General features: G+C 71.7%; 15 protein-coding genes. 6 read left to right on the top strand and 9 right to left on the bottom strand.

What is annotated here, in order from left to right:
- Position 1 precedes the first annotated feature (1 nt).
- Positions 2-667, bottom strand: coding sequence for a succinate dehydrogenase (locus B0675_RS22230; RefSeq protein ID WP_081220564.1), 666 nt, complete (start codon positions 665-667; stop codon positions 2-4).
- Between the two features lie 120 nt (positions 668-787).
- Here B0675_RS22230 and B0675_RS22225 point away from each other — a divergent pair, with 120 nt between their 5' ends.
- The gene (locus B0675_RS22225; protein WP_081220563.1) at positions 788-1,678 is read left to right on the top strand and encodes a LysR substrate-binding domain-containing protein; all 891 of its coding nucleotides are present in this window, start codon (positions 788-790) and stop codon (positions 1,676-1,678) included.
- A gap of 303 nt (positions 1,679-1,981) precedes the next feature.
- On the opposite strand, the gene B0675_RS22220 is transcribed toward B0675_RS22225, so the two are convergent.
- The 4 genes from B0675_RS22220 to B0675_RS22205 all read right to left on the bottom strand — a co-directional run bounded on the left by B0675_RS22220 (position 1,982) and on the right by B0675_RS22205 (position 7,211).
- Complete coding sequence (locus tag B0675_RS22220; protein WP_081220562.1) at positions 1,982-2,761, bottom strand: oxidoreductase; 780 nt, start codon at positions 2,759-2,761, stop codon at positions 1,982-1,984.
- A 98-nt stretch (positions 2,762-2,859) separates the two neighbouring features.
- Positions 2,860-4,995 (bottom strand): EAL domain-containing protein, encoded by a 2,136-nt coding sequence (locus B0675_RS22215; RefSeq protein WP_081220561.1) that lies wholly within the window; start codon positions 4,993-4,995, stop codon positions 2,860-2,862.
- Positions 4,992-5,804: an SAM-dependent methyltransferase gene (locus B0675_RS22210; RefSeq protein ID WP_081220560.1), complete on the bottom strand. Its 813-nt coding sequence runs from the start codon at positions 5,802-5,804 to the stop codon at positions 4,992-4,994. The genes B0675_RS22215 and B0675_RS22210 overlap by 4 nt, the downstream gene beginning before the upstream one ends.
- A 471-nt stretch (positions 5,805-6,275) precedes the next feature.
- On the bottom strand, positions 6,276-7,211 hold the full coding sequence (locus B0675_RS22205; protein WP_081220559.1) for an SCO0930 family lipoprotein: 936 nt from the start codon (positions 7,209-7,211) through the stop codon (positions 6,276-6,278).
- 693 nt (positions 7,212-7,904) lie between these two features.
- Here B0675_RS22205 and B0675_RS42030 point away from each other — a divergent pair.
- The 3 genes from B0675_RS42030 (at position 7,905) to B0675_RS22190 (ending at position 9,663) form a co-directional block, all read left to right on the top strand.
- A complete protein-coding gene (locus tag B0675_RS42030) occupies positions 7,905-8,126 on the top strand; it encodes a hypothetical protein (protein ID WP_241539837.1) in 222 nt (73 codons plus the stop codon).
- Between the two features lie 15 nt (positions 8,127-8,141).
- Positions 8,142-8,906: a DUF4239 domain-containing protein gene (locus B0675_RS22195; protein ID WP_081220557.1), complete on the top strand. Its 765-nt coding sequence runs from the start codon at positions 8,142-8,144 to the stop codon at positions 8,904-8,906.
- Positions 8,907-9,132: 226 nt separating this feature from the next.
- Positions 9,133-9,663: a hypothetical protein gene (locus B0675_RS22190; protein ID WP_081220556.1), complete on the top strand. Its 531-nt coding sequence runs from the start codon at positions 9,133-9,135 to the stop codon at positions 9,661-9,663.
- Positions 9,664-9,812: 149 nt separating this feature from the next.
- On the opposite strand, the gene B0675_RS22185 is transcribed toward B0675_RS22190, so the two are convergent.
- Positions 9,813-10,304 carry a hypothetical protein gene (locus B0675_RS22185; protein ID WP_081220555.1) on the bottom strand — a complete coding sequence of 164 codons (492 nt, stop codon included), beginning with the start codon at positions 10,302-10,304 and terminating at the stop codon, positions 9,813-9,815.
- Positions 10,305-10,636: 332 nt separating this feature from the next.
- On the opposite strand from B0675_RS22185, the gene B0675_RS22180 reads away from it, so the two are divergent.
- Positions 10,637-11,299, top strand: coding sequence for a class F sortase (locus B0675_RS22180; protein WP_081220554.1), 663 nt, complete (start codon positions 10,637-10,639; stop codon positions 11,297-11,299).
- A 78-nt stretch (positions 11,300-11,377) separates the two neighbouring features.
- Here B0675_RS22180 and B0675_RS22175 read toward each other — a convergent pair whose 3' ends face one another.
- Together B0675_RS22175 and lysX are read right to left on the bottom strand one after the other, a co-directional pair.
- Positions 11,378-12,220 (bottom strand): polysaccharide deacetylase family protein, encoded by an 843-nt coding sequence (locus B0675_RS22175; protein ID WP_081220553.1) that lies wholly within the window; start codon positions 12,218-12,220, stop codon positions 11,378-11,380.
- A gap of 81 nt (positions 12,221-12,301) precedes the next feature.
- The gene (gene lysX / locus B0675_RS22170) at positions 12,302-15,580 is read right to left on the bottom strand and encodes a bifunctional lysylphosphatidylglycerol synthetase/lysine--tRNA ligase LysX (protein ID WP_081220552.1); all 3,279 of its coding nucleotides are present in this window, start codon (positions 15,578-15,580) and stop codon (positions 12,302-12,304) included.
- Positions 15,581-15,681: 101 nt separating this feature from the next.
- Between lysX and B0675_RS22165 the strand changes: the two genes are divergently transcribed.
- Entirely contained in the window at positions 15,682-16,146 is a 465-nt protein-coding gene (locus B0675_RS22165; RefSeq protein ID WP_081220551.1) for a universal stress protein, read from the top strand.
- A gap of 41 nt (positions 16,147-16,187) precedes the next feature.
- Here B0675_RS22165 and B0675_RS22160 read toward each other — a convergent pair whose 3' ends face one another.
- Positions 16,188-17,342: a CapA family protein gene (locus tag B0675_RS22160; RefSeq protein ID WP_081221942.1), complete on the bottom strand. Its 1,155-nt coding sequence runs from the start codon at positions 17,340-17,342 to the stop codon at positions 16,188-16,190.
- Positions 17,343-17,477 lie beyond the last annotated feature (135 nt).

Here is a 17,477-nt window from a genome sequence, read left to right as displayed (position 1 = left end):
GTCAGCTCACCACTCCGGTCATGACACCGACGGGTACGGAGAGGAAACCCGCCGTGAGCACCAGCGCGAGGACGTTGGCGACGGTTTTGAGGGCGCGGCCGCGGCTGCCGGCGCCGAGGGTCTGTGCGGCGCTCCAGAAGCCGTGCCGGATGTGCAGGCCGAGCGCGAGCATGGCGACGATGTAGACGACGTCGCCGTACCAGGTGGAGAAGGTGTCCACGACGTTCTGGTACGGGTGGCCCTCCTGGAAGCCGCCGGAGTGCACCGTGCCGGTCGTCAGATCGAGCAGGTGCCAGACGATGAACAGGCCGAGGATGATTCCGCCCCAGCGCATGGTGCGGGTCGCGTAGCTCGTCCGGGGCTTGCGGTGGACGTACCGGTCGGGGCGGGCTCTGATGTCACGGCGGCTGAGCTGGTAGGCGGAGACCGCGTGCGCGACCACGGCGACGACCAGCACCACGCGGACGAGCCAGAGCGTCCACTCGTAATGCATGACCGGCTCGCCGATCGTGCGCAGCCAGTGGGCGTAGTGGTTGAACTCGCCCGCGCCGAAGTAGATCTTGAGATTCCCGATCATGTGGGCGACCAGGTAGAGCAGCATGATCAGGCCGCTGACGGCCATCACGGTCTTCTTGCCGACGGAGCTGTCCCACACGGTGCGCGCCATGGACGGCCGTCGGTCCGTCCGCGTTGCCAGAGCCATGGGTCAAGACGGTAGGCCGCACGGAACCGATCAGTCCAAGACATGGAACAGCTCGTTTCCATAGGCACGAGCTATCGTGAGGGTATGCAGTTCCAGCAGCTCCAGTACTTCGTGGCCGTCGCGGAGACCCGGCACTTCACCCGGGCCGCCGAGCTGATGCACGTCGCGCAGCCTTCCCTGTCGCAGCAGATCAAGTCGCTGGAGCGGGAGTTGGGCGCGGACCTGTTCCTGCGGGCGCGCGGCAACATCACGCTCACCGACGCGGGCGAGGCGCTGCTGCCACTGGCCCGACGGATCCTCGCGGACGCGGACACGGCGCGGCACGAGGTGCAGGAGCTGGCCCAGTTGCGCGGCGGGCGGGTGCGGCTCGGCGCGACGCCGAGCCTGTGCACGGGGCTCCTGCCGGACGTGCTGCGCGCCTTCCACGACCGCTATCCCGGCATCAGCCTGCAGATCGAGGAGAGCGGCTCGCACGACCTCGTACGGGATCTGGCGCGCGGCGCGCTGGACCTGGCTCTGGTCGTGCTGCCGCTCCCGACGCCGTCCCCCGCGCTGACCACGGTCGAGCTGCTGCGGGAGGACCTGGTGGTGGTGTCGTCGCCGGAGGCACCGGCACCGGGGCGTGGGGACGGTCGCCGGACGGTGCGCGTGGCCGATCTGGAGAGCGAGCGCCTGGTGATGTTCCGGCACGGCTACGACCTGCGCGACCTGACGGTCGCCGCCTGCCGCGCCGAGGGCTTCGAGCCGGACTTCGCGGTCGAGGGCGGTGAGATGGACGCCGTGCTGGGTTTCGTCCGGGCGGGCCTCGGCGTGGCCGTCGTGCCGCGGATGGTCGCCACCCGGTCGGGACGGGGACTGCGGGTGACGCCGCTGGCCAGGCCGGGGCTGCACCGGACGATCGCGCTGGCCCACCGCAGCGACGTGGCGCCGCCCCGGGCGGCGCGGGAACTCCAGCGGATGCTGCTGGAGCGCTGACCGCTCCGGGTCGGCGGGCGGGGTGTGCGCGCCCCGGGCGGCGCGGGAACTCCAGCGGATGCTGCTGGAGCGCTGACCGCTCCGGGTCGGCGGGCGGGGTGTGCGCGCCCCGGGCCGCCGAGGACTCCGCGGACGTCCTCGACGAAGCCGGTGGGGCCGAAGGCGGTGCGCCGGAGCACGAAGCCGCGGAGGAGGGCCGTCACGCCCCCGGGTCACCCGGTCGGGTCGCGACCAGGTCTTCGCACCCGACCGCCTCACGCCCTCACCCTCCGGCCCCGGCGTCACCGGGACCGGCGGCCGGTGTCACCAGGTCGGGATGAACCCGCCGTCGATCAGGAAGTCGCTGCCGGTGATGTTCCCCGCGCGGTCACCGGCGAGGAAGAGCACCAGGTCGGCGACCTCGGACGGCTTGGAGAAGCGGCCTGTCACGGTGGCGCCGGACGCCTGGGCGACCACCTCCTCGGGGGTGAGCCCCGCGGCGGCCGACACCGTCGCGGCCACTCCGCCGCCGCCCAGCCACAGCTCGGTCTCCACCGGGCCCGGGCTCACCGTGTTGACCCGGATGCCCCGGGGACCGACCTCCTTGGAGAGCGCCTTGGAGAACGCGACCAGGGCGGCCTTGCCCGCGCTGTAGTCGATCACCAGCGGGTCGGGCAGGGTCGCGTTCACCGAGCCGACCGTCACGATGGAACCCCGGCCCGCGGCGAGCATCACCGGCAGGGCGGCACGGGTGACCCGTACGGCGGTCAGCAGGTTCAGGTCGACCGTACGGGCCCACTCGTCGTCGGTCACCGACAGGAAGCCGCCGGTCCGCGCCGGGGCCGAGCCCACGTTGTTGACCAGGACGTCGATCCGCCCGCCCGCGGCGTCGATGAGCCGCGCGGCCGCGTCGGGCTCGGCGAGGTCGACGCCCACCCAGGTGACGTCGCCCTCCTTGGCCAGCGCGTCCAGGCCGGGCGATCTGCCCCGCGACCCCGCGACCACCTTCGCGCCCGCTCCGGCCAGCGCCTCGGCGACGGCGAGCCCGATGCCCTTGCTGGCCCCGGTGACGACCGCCGTCCTGCCCTGAAGTTCCGTGCTCATGGCTCTCAGCTCCATCCCTGGGACACGCGTCCTGCCGACACCCGACACGGCGACGCGGCGCGGCCTCCGTTCCAGGAGACCACGCCGCGCCCCGGCCTTCAGCCGGTCGCGTCGACCAGCGCCAGATCGTGCAGCCGCTCCGGCGGGCCCGGCCGGGCGTAGTACCAGCCCTGGGCCGTGTCGCAGCCGAGTATCCGCAGTTGCTCGGCCTGGGCACCGGTCTCCACGCCCTCGACCGTGACGGCGAGATCCAGGCTGTGGGCCAGCGACACGATGCCTTCGACGATCTTCAGGTCGACGGGGTCGGCCGGGAACTGCTGCATGCCCTGTGTGAAGGACCGGTCCAGCTTCAGGATGCTGACCGGCAGACGCCGCAGGTTGGCCAGGTTCGAGTAGCCCGTGCCGAAGTCGTCCAGCGCGATGTCGACGCCCATCTCGGCGAGCCGGCGCAGTGGCTTCAGCAGATCGTCGTCGGCACCGATCAGGGCGGACTCGGTGACCTCCAGGCAGAGCGCCTGCGCGTCCAGGCCCTCGCGCTCCAGGATGTCGACGGTGTCCTGGACCAGGCCGGGATGGGTCAACTGGCACGGCGAGAGGTTCACGTTGACCCGCAGCGGGCCGCCGCCGGGGTGCCGCTGCTGCCAGGTGCGGGCCTGGCGGACCGACTGCTCCAGGACCCAGCGCCCGAGCGGCACGATCAGTCCGGTGTGTTCGGCCAGCGGGATGAAGCGGTCGGGGCTCAGCACTCCGTGCTGCGGATGCAGCCAGCGCACCAGCGCCTCGGCGCCGCGCACGCTGCCGTCACCGAGGTGCACCAGCGGCTGGTACTCGATGAAGAACTCGCCCCGGTCCAGGGCCGCCGGCAGCGCCGTGGTGAGCCCGTGCCGGGTGATGGCCCGGGCGTCCGCCTCCGGATCGGCCAGTTCGAAGCGGTTGCCGCCCGCGGACTTGGCCCGGTACATCGTGATGTCGGCGCTGCGCAGCACGTCGGCGGCGCCGCGCACGCCGGCCGGGCCCTCCACGACGCCGATGCTGCCGCGCACGGTCAGCTCACGGCCGTCGATGCTGATCGGCGTGACGAGCGCGTTCATGATGCGCCCGGCCAGCTCCTCGACCTCGCGCTCGGTGTCCGGGCCCGTCGTCAGGGCCACGAACTCGTCGCCGCCGAGCCGGGCGACCATCTCGCCCGAGGCGGTCGCGCAGGACTGCAGGCGGTCGGCGACCTCGACGAGCAGCCGGTCGCCGGCCGCGTGGCCGAGGCTGTCGTTGATGGTCTTGAAGCCGTCGAGGTCGAGGTAGCAGAGCCCGAAGCGCTGCCCCTCCCCCGCGGCCAGCGCCTTCTCCAGCCGCTCGAAGAACAGCGTGCGGTTGGGGAGTCCGGTGAGCGCGTCGTGCGTCGCCTCGTAACGCAGCCGCAGGTTGAGCAGCCGGCGCTCGGTGGTGTCCTCCATCAGCGCGAGCTGATACTGCGGCTCGCCGTCCGCGTCCCGCAGCAGCGAAACCGTCAGGTTGGTCCACAGGGCGGTGCCGTCGGGGCGGTAGAACGCCTTCTCGACGTGGTAGTGGTCGCGCTCGCCGCGCACCAGCTCTTCGTACAGACGCCAGACTTGGGGAGCGTCCTCGGCGTGCGTCCACTCGGTGACCCGGCGCCCCCGCATCGTCTGCTCGGACCCGCCGAACATGCGCAGCAGCGCGCCGTTGGCCTGGAGCATGTTGCCGTCGAGGTCGGCGATGCCGATCCCTATCGCCGCGCCCTCGAACACCGCGCGGAAGCGCGCCTCGCTGTCGTGCAGCGCCTCGGCGACGGCGCTGCGGGCGGTCAACGCCGCCTGGGAGATGGCCTGCTGCTCGGTGAGTGTGCGCTCCCGCAGCGCTCGCGCGTAGCCGGCGGCCATGGCGTGCTGGAGTCGCGCGGACCGGTTCCGCAGCGTCTCCTGGTGGCCGCCCTCGCCGCAGTAGAGCACCAGATAGGCGTCGACGCAGTCGAGGGCCCGGCTGAGCGCCTCCGGGTCGGTGCAGTGTGCGGCGACGAGCGCGGCGCCGACCGTCTGTCCGGCCTCCGCCTCGAAGGTCCTGGCCCGCAGCGCATCACTCAACCGGCGGGCGAGGGGCAGGAGTTGTACCTCGAACTCGGGGCGGGTCAGCGACGTGGAGGTGACCGGGAAGACCGCGCGGCTCCAGATCGTCGCGAACCGGCGCAGTCTGTCCTCCGGTCCGTCCGGCTCGGCGGTCACGCCGTGCGTCCCACGCCGCCGAACCCGGAGAAGGAGTAAGGATCCTCGTCCTCGGGTGCCGTGTCCGGCCGCCAGTCCGGCATCGGCACCAGGCCGGGTTCCACCATGTCGTACCCCTCGAAGAACCGCGCGATCTCCTCGCGCGTGCGCATGATCAGCGGATTGCGGATGTTCTTGTAGACGCCGACCGCGCCCTCGGCCTGCTCCTGCGGGAGCGGAATCCCCTCGAACGCCGCGTGGGTGACGACCAGCATGCTGCCCGGCGCGAGGGCGTCACGCAGTTCGGCCACCGCACTGTACGGGTCGTCCGCGTCCTCCACGAAGTGAAGTATGGCTACGAGGAGCAGCGCGACAGGCCGCTTCAGGTCGATCAACTGCTGGACGGGCGCGCTGGCCAGGATCTCCTGCGGCTTGAGGAGGTCGGCGGCGACGACGTCCGCGTTCGCGATGTCCTCGAGAACGGCCTGGCTGTGTGCGACGGCAACGGGATCGTGGTCGACGTAGACGACGTGCGCGCCGGGGCGGGCGGCCTGCGCGACCTCGTGGACGTTGCCGAACGTCGGGATGCCCGAGCCGATGTCGAGGAACTGGTCGATGCCCTCGCCGGCGGCGAACCGGACGGCGCGGCGCATGAACGCGCGGTTGGCCTGCATGACCTTGGGGAGGCCCGGCATGAACTCCATCGCCTTGCGGGCCGCTTCCCTGTCGACCTCGAAGTTGTGCGAACCGCCCAGGTAGAAGTCGTACATTCGGGACACGCTCGGCACTGAGATGTCAATGCTGCGGGGGGCCCAGGCGGGACGCTCCATCTATCTCTCCAAGGCGTAGTCGACGGCGTAGGCGATCCGGTGTTCGAGCAGAGGCTACTGATCGCCCGCCAAAGGGGCGAGCCAAAACGGAAATTGACCGTCCGTTCCCGGTCACTGCCTCGGGCAAGTGCCGAATTGGCGTCCGCGAACGTCACGCGAACACACCACGCACCGCCGTTGCGAAATCCCTCCGAAGCGTTCCAAATGACTCCGGGAGATCACGAAGCGTGGCCACGCCCGCCGAAGGAGCCGCCGCACTCTTTCACATCCGGACCGCCGGCCGGACCTTTCACGTTCCGCGGCGGCACGCCGACTCGCGCTCACCGTAAGCCAGTTCACCGTCCGGCCGTTCCCCCTACGCGGCGACGCGGTCATGGCAAGGGTCCGCCCCCTCCCTGCGGTGCGGAGGGGGCGGACCCGGGGTCGCGCGGCGTTCCGGAGCGGGGTGACCCGCGCTCGGGGGACGATCCGTTACTTCGCCGCGCCGACCGGCTTGCCGTCGGGGGCGACGGCGTACCACGTGCCACCCACGCCCTGGCCGTTGGTGTCGCCGGGAGCGGTGTCACCGGAGAAGGTGTAGATCGGCCAGCAGTTGACGGTCATCTGCTTCACGCCGTCCGGGCGGGTGAAGCCCATCAGGCCCTTCTTCTGGACACCCTTGGTGTCCTTCGAGGCGACCGGCGCCACGGCCGGCCACTTCTCCAGGCAGGCGCCCGTGCACGCCGACTTCGAGACGGGCCAGGCCTGGTCCTTCATGAAGCGGTAGACGGTCATCCCGTTCTTGTCGACCACGACGTCACCGAGCTTCGCGTCCTTGCGGACCGACAGGCCGGGCAGGTCGGCGAGCGTCGCCTTCTTGCCATTGGGGGCCGAGGCGTACCAAGTGCCGCCCACGCCCTGGCCGTTGGTGTCCCCGGCCTTGGTGTCCTTGGCGAAGCGGTACATCGGCCAGCCGGCGACCGTCAGCTGCTTCGTACCGTCGGCGCGCGTCACCTCGCCGAGCAGCGACTTGTCCACACCGGCGGCGGCCTCGGCGCCGTCGGCGGGCACCGGCGGCCACGCGGTCGCGCAGGCGCCGTCACAGCTGGACTTCGGGGGCTCCGCGGTGTCCTTGTCGAAGCGGTAGAGCGTCATTCCGGCGCCGTCCGTCAGCACCTTGCCCAGCTTCGTGCTCTCCGTGACGGCGAGCTGACCCGCGGGCTCCGCCTTGGCGGCGGCCTGGTCCTTGGAGTCGGCGCCGTAGCCGTTGCCCGCCGTGGTGCTCGTTCCGTAGCCACCAGCGGCGGCGGTCGCCCCGACGTTCTGGCTGCCCGTAGGGGTGCCCTGTTCCTGACCGCACGCCGTCGTGAGCGCCAGCACGGCCGCAGCTGCCGCTACGAGTGAGGCGCTCCGCCAGGAGGTCTTCATGGGTAACTCCCGCTGTTCGCATAAGTGGTGCAGCGCCCTGCTGCGCCGCGCATGGCCCTAGGTACGGGCGGAAGGGGCGGGAGTGTTCAAGGGGGGCGGAACTTTCTTTCGGAAGCCTGTGTCCCGGATGACGCTTTCTTCGCGCGTACGTGCGATCACCGGCCCCGCTTACCGTACGGAGCGTCAAACCGTGGCATGCCGGACGTCCTTCCTTCGGGGGCATTCGCCCGCACTCCGGCGTGGCCCCGTCGCACGCACCCCATGATCTTCGTCGTGCAAGGACCCCAACGAACCCGATCCGCCCTCGTCATACGCGTCTTGGCGGTGACGGCGCTCAGCTGGCTGCTCGTCGGCGCGCCGAGCGGAACGGCGTCGGCGGACGCGTGCGCGTACGCCTCGACCGGCTCGGGCGGAGACGGCGTGACCGCGGTGGCCGTGGCGGGCGACGGAGCGGTCGCGGTCGTCGGGAACACCACCTGGTGCCCGACCCCACCGCCGCCGTGCCCCCCGACGCCGACGCCGACGCCCACGCCCACCCCGACACCGCCCCCACCGCCGAAGCCGCCTCCCCCGCCCAAGCCGAAACCGACGCCCAAACCGACACCCCCTCCGCCCACCCACGCGCCGGCGCCGAAACCGAAGCCGCCGCCACCCCCGCCGCCTCCACCGCCCCCCGCGCCGAAACCGAAGCCCGTGCCGCCCCGGCCGGCCCCGGTGCCGCCGCCGAGACCCACGCCGAAACCCGAGCCGACGCCGAGCGCGCGCCCCGCACCCGCGCCCGTACCCGTCAGCTATCCGGCGTACCGCCCCGCGCCGCACAAGCACCAGCCCCGCAGCGGCCCGTCGCTGGTCTCGTTCACCCTGCTCATCACCGCGCCCGCGGTGCTCGCCGTCGCGGCGCTGCGCCCGCGCTGACCCTGGAGGCAAACCTTGTCGGATTGGCTTGTTCTCGCCCTCGCGATGGCGGCCGCGTGCATCGTGGTCCTCATCGTGACGCTCGTCCGGCACCGCCGGGCGCGCGAGGACGAGGACCCCAGCGAGACCCCGGACGTCATCGAGTACATGACGATGATGATCGGCGTGGTGTACGCCATCGTCCTGGGTCTGGCGATCGCCGGCGTGTGGGAGGCCCGCGGGGCCGCCCAGGACCATGTGCAGGCGGAGGCCCAGGCGCTGCACGAGATCTCCGAGCGGGTCCGGGTCTACCCGCCCGACGTGCGCGACCGCATCCGCGGTGACGTCGACGCCTACGTCGACTACGTGGTCACCAAGGAGTGGAAGTCCATGACGGACCACGGCCGGGTGACCGCCGAGGGCGGCCGGCTGCTCGAACAGATCCGGCACGACGTCACCGACTACGAACCGAAGTCGGACTTCGAGGCCCAGGCGTACCAGCCGCTCCTGGACCAGGTGACGGCGGCCGACGCCGCACGCAGCGCCCGGGCCGACTCCACCGGGGCGACCATGCCCGGGGTGGTGTGGTTCGGGCTGATCATCGGTGCCGTGGTCACCGTCGGCATGATCTTCGCGCTGCAGATCAGGCGTACCCCCCGCGAGCTGATCCTCGCCGGGCTGTTCTCCGCGCTGATCGCGTTCCTGCTGTTCCTCATCTGGGACTTCGACGCGCCCTACAGCCGGGGGATCGCGGCGTCCGTGGAACCCTTCACGGCGCTGTTCCCGCACCTTCCCGGCTGACGCGGCAGCCGGACAGAACCACACACCGGGGGACGGACGACACGCCGTGTCCGTCCCCCGGCCGTACGCACCGTGTCCCCCGTGCGGCCCACAGACGTGACCCGTTCGCACTACAGGGATCGCGGACGGACGCGCCCTTTCCTAGCGTTCCGATCATCGAGGTGCATTTCTGACGCAATGCGGAAAAGGTCCGCAGCAAGGCTCCTCGGGGACCTGGAGGCTCACCATGCGCGCGATACGCGTCGCTTCGGCCGCACTGCTGGGCGTGACCGCCCTGACCTTCACCGCGCCCGCCGCCTTCGCCGGCGACCGGGACGACCACAACATCACTCCGTTCGCCTTCAGCGTGCAGCCGTCCACCATCGCCGCCGGCGGTCAGGTGTCGCTGCTGCTGAAGCGGGACGGCGGCTGCCGCGGGAACGCGACGGTCACCTCGGGTGTCTTCGACACCGTCACGATCCCGCCGGGCCAGTCCTCGGCCACCGCCATGGTCGACTGGGACGCCAGGCCCGGGGCGGTGTACGACGTGACGTTCTCCTGCGGCGGGGCGAGCGGCAGCACCGGTCTCACCATCGCGAGCGGTCGTTCCAGCAGCCCCACCCCCGTCCCCCTGCAGCGCGGGGTGCGGGCGGGTGTCGGCGGCAGCGTCGGCGGCTTCGACCTCAAGGAGATCGGCATGGGCGCGGCCCTCATCACCGGTTCCGTGGGCGCGGCCTGGTACATGGTGCGGCGCCGCTCGACGTCCGACGAGTCCTGACCCGGAGCCCGGGCGGCACAGCGCTTCACCCCGGACCCGTCGGGAGGGTCCGGGGTGAAGCGCTGTCACGTGCGCGCCGTCTCCGGGGCGGACCGCCGGCCCCCGAGGGGGTGCGCCGGCCGTCCCTGTGGTGGAACGCGACCGAGCGGTCAGATGTGCTTCTCGGACCGGCGGCGCATCCAGAACACCCCGCCGCCGACGACCGCCGCGGCCACCAGGCCACCGCCGATCGCCATGTCGGTCGGCGTGGCGCCGGTGGAGCTGCTGCCACCGAGACCACCGCGGGTGCCGCCGATGACGGTGAAGGCCGCCGGGCGGGTGAGCGGGCCCGTCCCCTCGCAGTTGACGGTGATGTCGTACGAGCCGGGGCGGGCGTCCTGGTTGATGGTGGCCGTTCCACTGGACGTCTCGTTGTGGGCGCCGACGAGGGGCCTGAGCCGGGCCTGACGGAACGCCGGCGAGGTCATGGTGCCCCCTCGCGAGCACCCGTCGACCGTCACCGTCAGCTGACCGCCGCGGGCGATGACGCTGGGCATGGCGACGATGTTGCTCGGACTGTTCCACGCCGCGGCCATCGGGGCGGCGAGCCCCACGGCGGCGACCGCGGCGGCAGACACCGCCAGGGCACGAGTAGTACGCATGTGATCCTCCGCGGAGACGCCCCCGGGAACCGTCCCCGGTGGATCGGCGAGAAAGCGCCTCCCAGACAGACCCTCAGATGCCGTGCACACGCCCGCATTTCGAGAATGGTCCGTCCTGGTGAGAGGACACGCCGAGAGAATTCCACACAATCGGATATTGCCGCAGGTCACGGACCGTCAGAAAATTCCTGGTCATGGCAACTCGGATGGCGCAGGAGGCAGCCGTGCCGCCACCCGTTCGCCCGCGCCCCGTCGCCCGGCGGCTCCGCTGCGATTAGCGTGCTCATATGCGCGACTGACGCGGCGACGGCCACGTCGAGAGGGGATGGCGAATGTCTGCGTCCGAGCTGGCCGAAGAGGAGGAGCGGCAGAGGAAGCGCGCCCCTTGGGGCGTGATAGCGCTTGTTCTGCTGACCGGCCTCGCCCTCATCCGGAATGGTTCCGGTGAGTTCGACGTGGGTCCGCCGCAGCCCGCCTCCGCGGCCGCCGCCGACAGCCGCACCTCCGGCGGCACCTTCGCCAAGACGCCGGACCCGCTGCCCTACTCCGTCGTCGACCGGGTGCGGATCCCGGCCATCCGGGTCGACACCCCGGTGATGCCGGTGGGCCTGGACGCCGACGGCTGGGTCGCGGCGCCGCCGCCCGAGGACCCGAATCTCGCCGGCTGGTTCACCGGCGCGGTCGCCCCCGGCGAGAAGGGCACCTCCGTGATCGTCGGCCATGTCGACAACATGCAGGGTCCCGCCGTCTTCTACGGGCTCGGGGCGCTCAAGAAGGGGAACAAGGTCGAGGTCCTGCGCAAGGACGGAAAGACGGCCGTGTTCGAGATCTACGGCATCGAGGTGTTCTCGAAGGAGGACTTCCCCGGTGACCGCGTGTACAACAGCAAGGGAACTCCGGAATTGCGTGTGATCACGTGCGGCGGCGGTTTCTCGAAGCAGCACGGATACGACGGGAACGTGGTCGTGTTCGCGAAGATGGTCGCAACGCGCTGAACGCTTTGCGACCCGGTGTGCGAGAGCCGGCCGGCGGGATGTGTTCCTCCTCCCGCCGGCCGGCCTCTCCTTTTCCGCCTAGACGCCGTTCCTGCGCGGAACCGTGAGGTGGTAGCCGGAATCCAGCAGATGCGGCAGGTACTCGCGCAGCGCCTGCACGCTCTGGGAGCGGTTGCCGCCCGCGTCGTGCGAGAGGACGACGACGCCGGGGGCGGCCTCCTTCTCCACGGTGCCGACGATCGAGCGGACGCCCGGTGTCGCCCAGTCGTTCGTGTCGATCGTCCAGGCCAGCGGCTCCATGCCGAGGTCGGCCTGGATCTGGAACGTCGCCCTGTTCCACGCCCCGTAGGGCGCGCGGAACCAGGCCGGGGACTCGCCGTAGGCGTTCTTGATGACCTTGCTGGTGCGCTCGATCTCGGAGCGGATCCTGGAACGGGAGAGCGAGGTCAGCAGCGGGTGCGTCCAGGTGTGGTTGCCGACGATGTGCCCGTCGTCGGCCATCTTTCCGAGCAGGTCCTTGTTGTCGTCGGCCATCTCGCCGCACACGAAGAACGTCGCGCGCACGTCGTACTCGCGCAGGATGCGCAGGACGTCGGGGGTGTAGAGCGGGTCGGGGCCGTCGTCGAAGGTCAGCACCATGGTGCGGCCGCGCCCGGACATGCGCAGGAAGGGCTCGTGCCGGACGACGGTCCTGCCGGGGGCACCGAGCGGCGGGCCGTAGCCGGTGATCGGCTGGAGGCGGTACGCGGACGGTTTGACGGCGCGGGTGGCCTGCGGGCCGGAGCGGGGCGGGACCCGCACCGGTTGCGCGGCCGGGTCGGCGGTCAGGACCTGGGCGGTGCCCGCGACTCCGGCCGCCCCCAGGACGGCGGCGCCGGCGGCCAGCGCCTTACGTCGGGTGATCAGCTGATCCTTTTTCATGACCAATCAGTCACCCGGCGGAGGGCCGGCCCGACTGAGCAACACCGAGGGAGGGTCCCGAAAGCACCCGCCTGGACCATTTCAGCGGCGGCGCACCAGCGGGAACGGCAGGGTCTCGCGGATCGTCAGCCCGGTCAGGAACATGACGAGCCGGTCGACGCCGATCCCGAGCCCGCCGGTGGGCGGCATGGCGTACTCGAGCGCGTCGAGGAAGTCCTCGTCGAGCTCCATCGCCTCGGGGTCTCCCCCGGCGGCCAGCAGCGACTGCGCGGTGAGCCGCCGGCGCTGCTCCACCGGATCGGTCAACTCGGAGTAGGCGGTGCCCAGTTCCGTGCCGAAGGCGACGAGGTCCCAGCGTTCGGCGAGGCGCGGGTCGGTGCGGTGCTGCCGGGTGAGCGGGGAGACGTCGGTCGGGAAGTCCTTGTAGAAGGTGGGCAGCTGCGTCTTCTCCTCGACCAGACGTTCGTACATCTCCAGGACGATGTCGCCGCGCCCGTCGTCGTCCACGTACGGCACGCCCGCGCGGTCGCAGAGCCGCTGGAGCGCCTCGACGGAGGTGTCGGCGTCGACCTCGTCCCCGAGGGCCTCGGAGATCGCGCCGTAGACCGTCTTGACGGGCCACTCCCCGGAGATGTCGTACTCCGTACCGCCCTTGCGGGCGATCGGTGAGCCGAAGGCGGCGGTGGCGGCGCCCTGGATCAGCTCGCGGGCCAGGTCGAGCATCACGTCGTAGTCGGCGAAGGCCTGGTAGGCCTCCAGCATCGTGAACTCGGGGTTGTGCTTGTAGGAGACGCCCTCGTTGCGGAAGGTGCGGCCCATCTCGAAGACCTTCTCCAGTCCGCCGACGCACAGCCGTTTGAGGTACAGCTCGGGGGCGATGCGCAGATAGAGGTTCAGGTCGTAGGCGTTGATGTGGGTGGTGAACGGCCGGGCGTTCGCGCCTCCGTGGATCTGCTGGAGCATCGGGGTCTCGACCTCCAGGTAGCCGCGCTCCAGCAGGCCCTGGCGCAGCGCCTGGACGGCCGTGGAACGGGCCCGTACGACGTCGCGGGCGCCGGGGCTGGACACCAGGTCGAGATAGCGGCGGCGCACCTTGGCCTCGGGGTCGGCGAGGCCCTTGCGTTTGTCGGGCAGCGGGCGCAGGCACTTGGCGGTGAGCTGCCAGGCGCTGACGAAGACGGTCGGTTCGCCCCGGTCGCTGGCGCCCGCGAGGCCGTCGGCGGTGATGTGGTCGCCGATGTCGACGACCTGGCGGAAGCGGTCGAGCGCCGCTCCGGACTCCTGGCGGGTGAGGGCGAGCTGGAGGTCGCCGGACCAGTCGCGCAGCACGGCGAAGAGGATGCCGCCGAAGTCGCGGACGAGCATCACGCGCCCGGCGACGGTGACGTCCTCGCCGCCGCGGACCTCGGACAGCAGATGGGTGCGCGGCGGGATGCCGACCGGGTAGGGGTCGGTGCCGTCGGCGCGCAGCCGGTCGAGCTTGCGGTGCCGCACCCGGACCTGGTCGGGGAGGCCCGCGGTGGTCTCCTCGGCCGCGCTCCCCTCGCCGGTGGCCAGGCCGAGGGCGGACAGCGAGGGCAGTCCGGCCGTGGTGGCGGGCTGGGGTCCGCCTCGGGAGTGCCCCTTGCCCCACAGCGAGCGCATCGAGGGGACGGAGACGAACCCCTCGGCGATGGCGGACGCCATGCCGATGCGGGCGAGGGAGCCGGTCTCGCCGTAACAGATGAAGCGCGGGTACCACTCGGGGTGGTACTTGGCGTTGGAGCGGTACAGCGCCTCCAGCTGCCACCACCGGGAGAAGAACAGCAGCAGCCGGCGCCAGAGCCGCAGCACGGGGCCCGCGCCGATGCGGGCGCCCTCCTCGAAGACGGAGCGGAACACCGCGAAGTTGAGGGAGATCCGCCGTACGCCGAACTTCCCGGCCGCGGCGCACACCTCCGCGACCATGAACTCGGTGACGCCGTTGGGTGCGCTGCGGTCGCGGCGCATCAGGTCGAGGGAGATGCCGTCGCGGCCCCAGGGCACGAAGGAGAGCAGGGCGAGGAGCTTGCCGTCGGAGTCCATCGCCTCGGCGAGCAGACAGTCGCCGTCCTCGGGGTCGCCGAGGCGGTCCAGGGCCATCGAGAATCCCCGCTCGGTCTCGGTGTCGCGCCAGGCGTCGGCCCGGCGGACGATCTCCTCCATCTCCGTCTCGGTGAGGGTGGAGTGGCGGCGCACCCGGCAGGTGGCGCCGGAGCGCTTGACGCGGTTGACGGCCTGTCGGGTGACGCGCATGTCACGGCCGCCGAGGTCGAAGCGGGCGACGTGCAGGATCGCCTCGTCGCCGAGCTGGAGGGCGCCGAGCCCGGCGCGCGCGTAGGCCTTGGCCCCCTCCTCGGAGGCGCCCATCGCGGCGGGCGCCCAGGCGTAGCGGCGGGCCGCGTCGAGCCAGGCGTCGATCGCGTGCGGCCATGCCTCCCGGTCGCCGACGGGGTCGCCGCTGGCGAGGCAGACTCCCGCCTCGACGCGGTAGGTGACGGCGGCCTTGCCGCTGGGCGAGAAGACGACGGCCTTGTCGCGGCGGGTGGCGAAGTAGCCGAGGGAGTCGTCGGCGCCGTAGGCCTGGAGGAGGGCACGGATGCGGGCCTCCTCGTCGCCGTGCAGGGCGGCCACCATGCGCTGGGAACGGAACAGCGTGGCGGCGGCGTTCAGGAGGGCGAGGGCGCCGAACAGACCGAGGACGAAGAACAGCCAGCGTGGTGGCCGGCCGTCGAAGGAGCCGCCCGACACCAGTCCGCCGCAGACCCGGTTGGCGGCCCACAGGAGTCGCTGGCTGTGCGGCAGGGTTCCCGGGAACAGCTCCACCAGGCCCCAGCCGACCAGGATCGCGACGACGAGTCCGGCGATCAGGACGAGCAGGGCCCGCCGTACGGCGCCGCGGCGCGAGTCGGCGTAGAACTCGCGGCGGGCCACGATCAGCAGGGCCAGCAGGAGCCCGCAGACGACCAGGGAGGGCACGGACTGCGCGTACAGGCCGACGGCGACGCCGAGGATGTCGGTGAGGACCAGCAGACCGAGGTAGACGACCACCAGCCACCAGGCGATCTTCTTGCGGGCGGCCGTGGCGGCGGCGAGCAGGAAGAGGAAGACGGCGTACGCGAGGTTGGCGCTGACCGGGATGATCAGCAGGTCGAGGAAGCGCGTGACGGGGCGCAGCACCCGGCGCAGCGGGGCGATGAAGGCCAGTACGGCGCAGAGCAGTCCGATGATGCCGAAGAAGGTCGCGAATCCCTCGGGCACCTTGCTGAGGAATCCGCGCGGGGACGGCCGTGCCGGAGCGGCTCTGTCCTTGGGCGGGCGGGCCTCCACGGTGGAACTCATGGTTCCGACTGTAGGAAGGGGGAGGCCGCCCCGCCCGTCGAGCGATTCCTCCCGGCTCCCCCGCGGCCGTGGGACCTGCGGGTTCCGCTAACCTCACAGCCGTGACGGATGAGCAGCACGCACAGGGGTTCGAGCGCGGGACGGACGGTCCCAAGGTCATCGTGGTCGGGGTGGACGGCTCCGAGTCCTCGCTGCGCGCTGCGGCGTACGCGGGGGGTCTGGCACGGCGGCAGCGGGCGCTGCTCGCGGTGGTCTACATCCAGCCGGTGATGGCGGCGGGGGCCGCGCTCGGAGTGCCGGTGGCGGAGACGACCGACGAGATCGCCGAGGATCTGATCCGGTACATCCGCGACGCGGCCGAGCGGGTGAAGGACATATTCGATGTGCGCTGGGAGTTCCACACCTTCCGCGGCGATCCGTACAACGGCCTGGTCACCGCGGCCGACGAGCTGAAGGCCGACGCGGTGGTGGTGGGCGCCTCCGAGCAGGCCGGCCACCGGATCGTGGGGTCGGTGGCGATCCGGCTGGTGAAGGCGGGCCGCTGGCCCGTCACCGTCGTCCCGTAGCCCGCCTCCGAGGATCCCCCGCCGGACGTCGCCGACGTCCCCTACTTCCCCATCACCAGGCCGTCCTCGCCCGCGCCCCGGCTCAGGACGACGTCGCGGACACGGTCACGGACGGCGCCGACCGCGGCCCCCTGGTCCAGTGCGGCGTTGAGGTCGAGGACCCGGCCGGCGTCGAGGTCGAAGCCCTGCGGGATGAACTCGGCCTTCGTGACCCTCCAGCGTTCGCCCGCCCGTGCCGGGGGCGCGAAGGTGAACCGTCCGATGGTGCTCTCGTTGCCGCGCGGGTCCTGCACGCCCTCGCCGTTGTACATCTCGCCCGCGATCTGGTCGCCCATCCCGTAGACGACCCAGGTGCCGTTGACCTTCTCGTACGCCTGCGGGACGTGCGCGTGGGTGCCGAGGATCAGGTCGATGTCCGCCCGCCCGGCGGTGGCGGACGCAGTCAGCCGGCGGCTCAGGTCCAGTTGCTGTTCGTCGGGTTCGTCCTGCCACTCGGTACCCCAGTGCAGGGAGACGACCACGACGTCGGCGCCGGCCTTCCGGGCGGCGCGGGCGTCCGCGACGATCCGGTCCGGGTCGATCGTCCGGACCGCCCAGGGCTGCCCCTGCGGGAGCGGGATCCCGTTCGTGTCGTAGGTGTAGGCGAGCTGGGCGACCCGGGCGCCGCCCGCTCGCAGCATGGTGGCTCCGCTCGCCTCCCGAGCCGTGCGGGCGGATCCGGCGTGCCGCACGCCCGCGCGGTCGAGCGCGTCCAGGGTGCGGCCGATGCCCGCGGCGCCGTCGTCCAGACTGTGGTTCGAGGCGGTGGAACAGGCGTCGTAGCCCGTCGCGGCGAGGCCCTCGGCCACCTGGGGCGGGGACTTGAAGGTGGGGTACCCCGAGTAGTCGCCGTCGGCGCCGTAGACGGTCTCCATGTGACAGATCGCCAGATCGGCACCGGACACGATCGGCCGGACGCCCGCGAGCATCGGCCGGAAGTCGTATCCGTCGCCTCCGGCGTCCGAGGCCGCGCGGTCGATGATCGAGCTGTGCGGCAGGACGTCCCCCGAGGCGACCAGCGTGAAGGGACGGGTGGCACCGGGGGCGGGCTGCCCGTCCCGGCGGTGTCCGGACGAGTCCTGCGCCTGGCAGGCCGCGGCCGTGGCGATGAGGACGGCCGCGATGGCCAGATTGATCTGTCGCGCGCGTGTGATCATGCCCGGCCCCATCTGGTCGTATTTGATTACTAATTGAGGCGATTCCAGGTACACGGGCGGCCGGCGGTCAAGGAGGCACCACCGCGGCTCGCCCATTCGGCGCCCGCGCGCCCGCCCGTTGGAGTGACCGGCGCC

The organism is Streptomyces sp. M41(2017) (assembly GCF_002078175.1).
In the GTDB taxonomy this organism is placed as follows: domain Bacteria; phylum Actinomycetota; class Actinomycetes; order Streptomycetales; family Streptomycetaceae; genus Streptomyces.
The sequence above is the reverse complement of the archived record's forward strand: the minus strand, read 5'-3'. Positions and strand labels throughout refer to the sequence as shown.